This is a genomic window from Bradyrhizobium uaiense, assembly GCF_010811875.1.
Lineage (GTDB): Bacteria > Pseudomonadota > Alphaproteobacteria > Rhizobiales > Xanthobacteraceae > Bradyrhizobium > Bradyrhizobium uaiense.
In genome coordinates this window covers 1-8,598 of record NZ_VKHP01000336.1, presented here as the reverse complement: position 1 = coordinate 8,598, position 8,598 = coordinate 1, and the positions used below count along the sequence as shown (strand labels likewise).

6 protein-coding genes and 1 riboswitch are annotated in these 8,598 nt (G+C 64.5%); of the genes, 1 reads left to right on the top strand and 5 read right to left on the bottom strand.

Annotation, left to right across the window (positions count from 1 at the left end):
* Window positions 1-409: 409 nt before the first annotated feature.
* Complete coding sequence (locus FNJ47_RS42610; RefSeq protein ID WP_163162336.1) at window positions 410-1,516, bottom strand: 2'-deoxycytidine 5'-triphosphate deaminase; 1,107 nt, start codon at window positions 1,514-1,516, stop codon at window positions 410-412.
* Window positions 1,517-1,638: 122 nt separating this feature from the next.
* A riboswitch (SAM riboswitch) is annotated at window positions 1,639-1,718 on the top strand.
* Window positions 1,719-1,793: 75 nt separating this feature from the next.
* On the opposite strand from FNJ47_RS42610, the gene FNJ47_RS42605 reads away from it, so the two are divergent.
* Window positions 1,794-2,987: an O-succinylhomoserine sulfhydrylase gene (locus FNJ47_RS42605; RefSeq protein WP_163162335.1), complete on the top strand. Its 1,194-nt coding sequence runs from the start codon at window positions 1,794-1,796 to the stop codon at window positions 2,985-2,987.
* A 203-nt stretch (window positions 2,988-3,190) separates the two neighbouring features.
* On the opposite strand, the gene FNJ47_RS42600 is transcribed toward FNJ47_RS42605, so the two are convergent.
* From FNJ47_RS42600 to pimA, 4 genes are all read right to left on the bottom strand, one after another.
* Window positions 3,191-3,964 carry an SDR family NAD(P)-dependent oxidoreductase gene (locus tag FNJ47_RS42600; RefSeq protein ID WP_163162334.1) on the bottom strand — a complete coding sequence of 258 codons (774 nt, stop codon included), beginning with the start codon at window positions 3,962-3,964 and terminating at the stop codon, window positions 3,191-3,193.
* A gap of 136 nt (window positions 3,965-4,100) precedes the next feature.
* Entirely contained in the window at window positions 4,101-5,246 is a 1,146-nt protein-coding gene (pimD, locus tag FNJ47_RS42595; RefSeq protein ID WP_163162333.1) for a pimeloyl-CoA dehydrogenase small subunit, read from the bottom strand.
* A gap of 160 nt (window positions 5,247-5,406) precedes the next feature.
* Entirely contained in the window at window positions 5,407-6,597 is a 1,191-nt protein-coding gene (gene pimC / locus FNJ47_RS42590; RefSeq protein WP_074131939.1) for a pimeloyl-CoA dehydrogenase large subunit, read from the bottom strand.
* A gap of 188 nt (window positions 6,598-6,785) precedes the next feature.
* Window positions 6,786-8,477: a dicarboxylate--CoA ligase PimA gene (pimA, locus tag FNJ47_RS42585; protein ID WP_163162332.1), complete on the bottom strand. Its 1,692-nt coding sequence runs from the start codon at window positions 8,475-8,477 to the stop codon at window positions 6,786-6,788.
* Window positions 8,478-8,598 lie beyond the last annotated feature (121 nt).

Here is an 8,598-nt window from a genome sequence, read left to right as displayed (position 1 = left end):
CGGAAACCGAACTCGGCGGCGTCAGCCGTGCCGCGCCGCGTGACCACGGTGAGGATCAGCCCGGTGAAGAAGGCATGATAGAGATCGGCGACGCTGCGCCACTTCCGCCACTGCGCCTGTTGCTGCGGTGAATCTGTTGCGGCGCTCATGCTCACTCCCGATCTTATTGTTTGCGGGAATGTGTCATCGCGGAGGATACGACGCAACCAACACATACTCGGTGTCATCGCCCGGCTCGACCGGGCGATCCAGTATTCCAGAGGCAGTTGTCGTCAACGGAGGGGCCGCGGCGTACTGGATTCCCCGCTTTCGCGGGGAATGACAGCGGAGAATGATGGCGAGATGGCCTTGCCGCGCGACGCGACGCGACGCGAAATGCGACTCGCGGAATTACGCGCGCGAAACGGAATTACACGCGAAAATGCTTGGAGAGCTTCAGGCCCTGCGCCTGGTAGTTCGAGCCGATCCGCTGGCCATAGAGCGCGTCGGGACGCTCCAGCATGCGCTCGTAGACGAGACGGCCGACGATCTGCCCATGCTCGAGGATGAACGGCACCTCGCGCGAGCGCACTTCCAGCACGGCGCGCGCGCCCTTTCCGCCGGCGCCGGCATAGCCGAAGCCGGGATCGAAGAAGCCGGCATAGTGGACGCGGAATTCGCCGACCAGTGGATCGAACGGCACCATCTCCGCGGCGTAGTCCGGCGGCACCTGCACGGCCTCTTTCGAAGCCAGGATGTAGAACTCACCGGGATCGAGGATGAGGCTGCCGTCGGAGCGCGCCTTGATCGGCTCCCAGAACTCGTCGACCGAATAGCCGCCGCGGCGATCGACATCGACCACGCCGGTGTGGCGCTTGGCGCGATAGCCGACGAAACCGCCCGAATTCTCGCCGGAGAGATCGACCGACAGCGCGACGCCATGGGTGAGATCGGCATTGTCGGCATCGACCAGCCGCTCGGCGGCATGCAGCGCATCGAGCTCGTCGGCGGTCAACGTTGCTTCACCGATCCGGAAGCGGACCTGGCTGAGCCGCGACCCTTCGCGCAGCAGCACCGGAAACGTCTTCGGTGAGATCTCGGCATAGAGCGGGCCGTGATAGCCGGCGCCGATCATGTCGAAGCGGCGGGTGCCGTCGGCGATCACGCGGGTGAAAACGTCGAGTCGTCCGGTCGAGCTCTTCGGGTTGGCGGCAGCCACGATCTCCGGCGGCAGCGCCAGGCTCTCCAGCAGCGGGACGATGTAGACGCAATTGGTCTCCAGCACCGCGCCGTCGGACAGATCGATCTCATGCAGCTTGAGCTGGTCGATCCGCTCGGCGACGGTGGCATCGGGCCCCGGCAGGAAGCTGGCGCGGACGCGGTAGGCGATGTCGCCGAGACGCAGGTCGAGGCTCGCCGGCTGGATCTGGCTCTCGACAAAGTCATAGGCGGGCAGAATGAGGCCGGCCTCCGCCATCTCCGCGATCATGCGGTCGGGCAGGATTCCGTTGGATTCATCTTCCAGCGTGAACGACACGGCACGGTCCCTCGGGATGGCCCAAAATCATACTCCAGGCGGCCACCAAGCCCCAAAACATGGGCTTTTACGGGTTATCCGATGACCGTCTTGACGGAAAGGGCGCGAGGGAATATCAGCTGCACTTATCCCGTGGTGATTTGAGCCGGCCGGCTTGCAGCCACGTTAAATAAGTCGCTAAACAGGCCGGGGACAGTGTGATCCCGGCTTGTGGAGGTTTCTCTAGGCCGGTTTTTTTGTGGCCATTTTCAGAGGAAATGGCCACTTCGGAGGTCACATGTCTGAATCTGAAGGTACCGCCCGCTTTCGTCCCGAAACCCGCCTCGTCCATGGCGGCACGCTGCGCTCGCAATTCGGGGAGACGTCGGAAGGGCTGTTTCTCACCCAGGGTTACGTCTACGACACCGCCGAGCAATGCGAGGCGCGCTTCAAGGGCCAGGATCCCGGCTTCATCTATTCGCGCTATTCCAACCCGACGATTGCGATGTTCGAGCGCCGCATGATCGAGCTCGAGGGCGCGGAAGCCGCGCGCTCGACCGCGACCGGCATGGCCGCGGTGACCACCGCGATCCTCGCGCCGCTGAAGGCCGGCGATCACGTGGTGGCGTCGAAGGCGCTGTTCGGCTCCTGCCTTTACGTCGTGCAGGACCTGCTGCCGCGCTACGGCATCGAGACGACGCTGGTCGACGGCCTCGATCTCGACCAATGGCAGCGCGCCTTGCGGCCGAACACCAAGACCTTCTTCCTGGAGAGCCCGACCAATCCGACCCTCGACGTGCTCGATATCGGTGCGATCGCTGAGATCGCGCATAGCGGCGGCGCCCGGCTGATCGTCGACAACGTGTTCGCGACGCCGATCTGGCAGAGCCCGCTGTCGCTCGGCGCCGACGTCGTGGTCTATTCCGCGACCAAGCACATCGACGGTCAGGGCCGCTGTCTCGGCGGCATCATCCTGTCGTCGGAAGCCTTCATCGCCGAGCACATCCACAATTTCATGCGCCAGACCGGCCCGTCGCTGTCGCCGTTCAACGCCTGGGTGCTGCTGAAGGGGCTGGAGACGCTCGGCGTCCGCGTTCGCGCGCAGACCGAGAACGCGGCGAAGATCGCCGAGGCGCTCGCGAAACATCCGAAGATCACGCGGCTGGTCTATCCCGGCCGCCCCGACCATCCGCAGGCCGCGACGGTGAAGAAGCAGATGGGCGCCGGCTCGACGTTGGTCGGCTTCGAGGTCAAGGACGGCAAGGCCGGCGCCTTCCGCTGCCTCAACGCGCTGAAGATCTCGCGCATCTCCAACAATCTCGGCGATGCCAAGAGCCTGGTCACGCATCCCGCCACCACGACGCATCAGCGCCTGGCGCCGGAGGCCCGCGCCGAGCTCGGCATCAGCGAAGGCTTCATCCGCTTCTCGGCGGGGCTGGAGCATCCCGACGATTTGATCGAGGATTTCGAGCGGGCGCTGGAACAGGTGTGAGGCGGGCTGAGCTCCCCTCTCGCTTGCGCAGGAAGGCTATCGCATATGCCCCTTGTCATCGCCCGGCTCGACCGGGCGATCCAGTACGCCGCGGCCCTTCGGCTCAAGCACTGCGGTCTCTGGGATACTGGATCACCCGCATACGCGGGTGATGACACTGAGCAAGCTGAGCAATCACCGCGTCATCCCGAAGGAACAGCCCCTTACGTCGCCGCCGTCGTCACGCCGCCGTCGACCACGATTGTCTGGCCGGTCATGAAGGTCGAGGCGTCGGACGCGAGATAGGCCACGGCGCCGGCGATCTCGTCGGGCTCGCCGATGCGGCGGAGCGGCGTCGATGCGGTGCGGCGCTTCAAATTGTCCGGATCTTCCCACAGCGCGCGGGCGAAATCGGTTTTCACGAGGCCCGGCGCCACGCAATTGACCCGCACGCCCTTCGGTCCCCATTCGCCGGCGAGGCTGCGGCACAGCGCAAAGTCCGCCGCCTTGGAGATGCCGTAGGCGCCGATCACGGTCGAGCCGCGCAAGCCGCCGATCGAGGAGATGATGACGACCGAGCCCTTGCCGCGTTCGGCCATCTGCGGGATCGCCAGTGCGGAAAGCCAGATGTTGCTCTTGACGTTCGAGCCCATGATCTTGTCGAAGGCTTCGTCGGTGATGTCGAGCAGCGGTCCGTAGTAGGGATTCACCGCGGCGTTGCAGACCAGGATGTCGATCTTGCCGTAATGCTTGATGGTGCCCGAGACCAGCGCCTCGACTTCCGCGCGGCGCGCGATGTTGCAGGGAATGACGAGCGCATCGCCGCCGGCCTTCTTGATGCCGTCGGCGACCTCCTGGCAGGCATCCGCCTTGCGCGAGGAGACCACGACCTTGGCGCCGAGTTTTGCCAAGAGCTCCGCCGAGGAGCGGCCGATGCCGCGGCTCGAGCCGGTGATGACCGCAACCTGGCCGGTGAGATCGAACGGGGTGTTTTTCATTGTTGTTGCCTCCCGGATCGGCCGTCATTCCGGGGCTCGCGAAGCGAGAACCCGGAATCCATTGGGCCGCATCATTGGTGGTGAAATGCATTCCGGGTTCGCCGCGTTGCGGCGCCCCGGAATGACGTGAGTGGGTTCAGGCCAACAACCCGCCGCCCTCGCTGACGCGACGGAGGTGGTAGTCGGTGTCGCCGAGCGTGTTCTCGATCATGGTCAGTCGCTTGAAATAGTGGCCGATCTTGGCTTCCATGGTCATGCCGATGCCGCCGTGAAGCTGGATCGACTGCTGGCCGACGAACTTCAGCGACTTGCCGACCTGCACCTTGGCGGCCGCGACCGCCGACGAACGCTCCTTGGCATCGGCGAAGTCCGACGCCATGGTCGCGAACATCGACATGCTGCGGGCCTGCTCCAGCGCCACGAACATGTCGGCGGCACGGTGCTGCAGGCTCTGGAACGAGCCGATCGCAACGCCGAACTGCTTGCGGGTCTTGATGTACTCGACGGTCTCCTTCAGCGACTCGTCCATCGCGCCGACCGCTTCCGCGCACAGCGCAATGCGGGCTTCGTCCGCGACGCGCTCGATCAACGGCAGGCCGTTCTCGGGATCGCCGATCGCAGCGTCCGCACCGACCTCGACATTGGTGAAGGTGATGTCGGCCGCGTGCAGGCCGTCCTGCGTCGGATAGCCCTTCCTGGTGACGCCCTTGGCGTCCGCCGGGACCAGGAATACGCCGATGCCGGCCTTGTCGCGCTGGCCGCCCTTGGTGCGCGCGGTCACGACAAGCGTGTCGGCGTTCTCGCCGTTGAGCACGACGAACTTCTCGCCGTCGATCACCCAGCCGTCACCCTTTTTCTTGGCCGTGGTCACGACGTCGAACAGGTCATAGCGCGAGTTCTTCTCGAGCTGAGCAAAGCCGAAGGTCTTGCTGCCGTCGATGATGCCCGGGATGTACTTGGCCTTCTGCTCGGCCGAGCCGCCATGGCGCAGGAAGCCGCCGGCGACCACGACAGTGGCGAGATACGGCTCGACCACCAGCGCCTTGCCGAGTGCTTCCATCACGATCATGGTCTCGACCGCGCCGGCGCCGAAGCCGCCGTCGGTCTCCGCAAAGGGCAGACCAAGCAGGCCCTGCTCGGCGAGCTTGCCCCAGAGCGCTTTGCTCCAGCCGCCCTTCTCCTTCATGTACTTCTTACGCGCATCGAAGTCGTAGGCATCCGCCAGCAGACCGTCGACACTTTCCTTGAGAAGCCGCTGCTCCTCGGACAGATCAAAATCCATTTTACCATCTCTCCAAAATCACGCGGGCGCCTGCCCTGATCTCCACTCGTCATCCCCGCGAAAGCGGGGATCCAGTACGCCGCGGCGCTCATTGGGAATCACGACCGCCTCGGCGTACTGGGTCCCCCGCATGCGCGGGGGACGACACCGAATTTGTGGCCTACAGCCCCAGCACCGCCTTGCTGATGATGTTGCGCTGGATCTCGTTGGAGCCACCGTAGATCGAAACCTTGCGGTTGTTGAAGTAGCTCGGCGCGATCTGCGCGGTCCAATCCATGCTCTCGTTCGAGCCGGCATCGCCGTGCTCGTCATAGGGCGCGGCGAACGGACCGATGATCTCCATCAGCAGCTCGGTGGTGGTCTGCTGGATTTCCGAGCCCTTGATCTTGAGCACCGAGGACGCCGGATTGGGCTTGCCCTTGCCGTGCTTGCCCTCGTCGGCGACGACGCGGAGCTGGGTCAGCTCGAGCGCCTTCAGCTCGATCTCGCAGGCCGTGAGCTTCTCGCGGAACGCCGGATCCTCGATGACAGGACGGCCGCCGGACTCGACCTTGGAGGCGAGTGCACGGATGCGGCGCAGCCGCTCCTTCGACACGCCGACCCGGGCGATGCCAGTGCGCTCATTGCCGAGCAGGAATTTTGCGTAATCCCAGCCCTTGTTCTCTTCGCCGATCAGGTTCTCGTAGGGCACCTCGACGTCGTCAAAGAACACTTCGTTGACTTCGTGGCCGCCGTCGATGGTCTGGATCGGGCGCACGGTGACGCCCTTCGACTTCATCGAGAACACGATGAAGGAGATGCCCATCTGCTTCTTCGCGTTCTTGTCGGTGCGGCAGAGACAGAAGATCATGTCGGCGTGCTGGGCCAGCGTGGTCCAGGTCTTCTGGCCGTTGATGATCCACTTGTCGCCTTTGCGCTCGGCCGTGGTCTTCAGCGAAGCGAGGTCCGAACCGGAGCCCGGCTCCGAGAAGCCCTGGCACCACCAGTCGTCGACATTGGCGATGCGCGGCAGATATTCCTTCTTCTGCTTCTCGTTGCCGAAGGTGTAGATGACCGGGCCGACCATGCTGACGCCGAAGGCGAGCGGCTGCGGCGCGGGATAGGATTGCAGCTCTTCATTGAAGATGTAGTGCTGCACGGTGGTCCAGCCGGTGCCGCCATATTCCTTCGGCCAGTGGGTGACGCCCCAGCCCTTCTTGTTGAGGATACGCCACCAGGTGACCATCTCGTCCTTCGACAGATGGCGGCCTTCCTGCAGCTTGCGCCGGGTCTCCGGCGGCACGTTGTTCTTGAAGAACTCCCGTACCTCCTCGCGAAACGCTATCTCTTCCTTGGTGAAAGCGAGATCCATCGGATCCTCCTTTGTAAGTTGAATGCCTCGTCAATCTCAATGTCGTCCCGGCGAAAGCCGGGACCCATAACCACCGGCCGTCGTTATTGGCAAAGCCGGCTGCCGCTTGTGCCTCTTACCAAGGCCGCGGCGTATGGGTCCCGGCTTTCGCCGGGACGACGACATTACGTATCGTTGCGCCGCATCGATCATGAGCGCGACCCTGATGCGGTCTGTTGCTGCTGCGATTGCGATGCCTTCGGCTGCTGCTGGCGCAGTTCGTGACGCGACAGCTTGCCGACCGGGGTGCGCGGCAGCTCCGCGACGAACTCGACCGCGGCCGGCAGTTCATGCTTGCCGACCTTGCCGGTGAGGAACGTGCGCAGCTCGTCGATCGTGAACGGCTTCTCGCCGTCGCGCAGCTTGATGAAGGCCTTCGCCGCCTCGCCGCGGTAATCGTCGGGGATCCCGATCACGATTACCTCCTGCACGGCGGGATGGGTGTAGATCGCCTGCTCGATCATCTGCGGATAGACGTTGAAGCCGCCGGAGATGATCATGTCCTTCTTGCGGTCGACCAGATAGAAATAGCCGTCGGCATCCATGTAACCGATGTCGCCGGTCAGGAAGCGATCGCCGACGAAGGCCTCCGCGGTCTCCGCCGGCCTGTTCCAGTAGCCCTTGGTGACGTTCGGGCCGCGGATGCGGATTTCGCCGACCTCGCCGACCGGCATCACCCTGGTGGAATCCTCCAGCGACACCACGTCCATCTCGATGCCGGGCAGCATCAGCCCGATCGAACCCGGCTTCTCCGGGCCTTCCTTGGGATGGCCGGTGCCGGGCGAGCAGGTCTCGGTCATGCCCCAGCCGCTCTTCAGCTTCATTCCGACGCGGCGCTCGAAGATCTTGGCGACCTCGACCGGCAGCGGCGCGCCGCCGGAGCCGGCGACCACCAGCGAAGACAGATCGCGCTTGTCGAGATCGGGCAGCGAGGCAATCGCGATCCACATCGTCGGCACACCGGGAAACACCGTCGCGCGCTTGACCTCGATATCGCGCATCACGGCTTCGACGTCGAAGCGCTGATGCAGCGAGATCAGATGGCCGCGCCGGATCGCCGACAGCAGCACGACGGTCAGCGCATAGATATGAAACAGCGGCAGCACGCAGATCACGCGCTCGACCGCGTTGCGTTCGAGCCGCGCGGGCTTGCCCCAGACATCATAGATCGACACCGCCGCGGTGAGATTGCCGTGGCTGAGCATGGCGCCCTTGGGCAGGCCCGTGGTGCCGCCGGTATATTGCAGCAGCGCGACGTCCTCGACGTCGACCGCAGGCCACTGCGACGGCTTTGTCGCACCGTCGATGAACTGCTTGTGGGTAATGATCGCAGGATTGTCAGGCAGCGCGGCTTGCTGTGTGCCGGCCTTGCCCCAATTGCCGTCCTCGCAGACGATCAGACGGTCGAGCAGACCCTTGGCGAGGAATTTCAGCGCAGTCGGCAGCAGCGCCGAGAGGTTGCTGGTGACCAGCACGCGCGCGCCTGAATCGGACAGCTTGTGCGACAGCGCGATCTCGCCGTCGAGCGGCGACAGATGCACCACGCGCGCGCCGGCCTTCAGCGCACCGAAGAAATTGATCGGATGATCAGGCGAATTGCCGAGAAACAGCGCGACCGAGGTGCCCTTGCCGTAACCGGCCCGCATGAAGGCGGCGGCCGCGGTCTCAACCAGGGCCTCGAGCTCGCTGTAGCTGATCGGCCGGTCGCGGAATTCGAGCACCGGGCGCGCGCCGTATTCGGCGGCCGCGGTCGAGAGCAGATCCGGCAGCGTGCCGCGCGTGATCTCATCGCTCCACTGCACGCCCTTGGGATAATATTGTTCGCCGGGATGACCAGTCATGAACGTCTTCGCTTTCGTAAGGTGAGCACCGGCGCGCGGGCTCCCCTCCCCCTTGCGGGGAGGGGTGGGGGGAAGGGGTACCACTCGGGCAGTCCCGATGCCGCCACCCCTCTCCCTACCC

Excerpts from the sequence above, each read along its gene's own strand:
- FNJ47_RS42605 (WP_163162335.1), top strand. The coding sequence starts at position 1,794 with ATGTCTGAATCTGAAGGTACCGCCCGCTTTCGTCCCGAAACCCGCCTC.
- FNJ47_RS42600 (WP_163162334.1), bottom strand. The coding sequence starts at position 3,964 with ATGAAAAACACCCCGTTCGATCTCACCGGCCAGGTTGCGGTCATCACC.
- pimD (WP_163162333.1), bottom strand. The coding sequence starts at position 5,246 with ATGGATTTTGATCTGTCCGAGGAGCAGCGGCTTCTCAAGGAAAGTGTC.
- pimC (WP_074131939.1), bottom strand. The coding sequence starts at position 6,597 with ATGGATCTCGCTTTCACCAAGGAAGAGATAGCGTTTCGCGAGGAGGTA.
- pimA (WP_163162332.1), bottom strand. The coding sequence starts at position 8,477 with ATGACTGGTCATCCCGGCGAACAATATTATCCCAAGGGCGTGCAGTGG.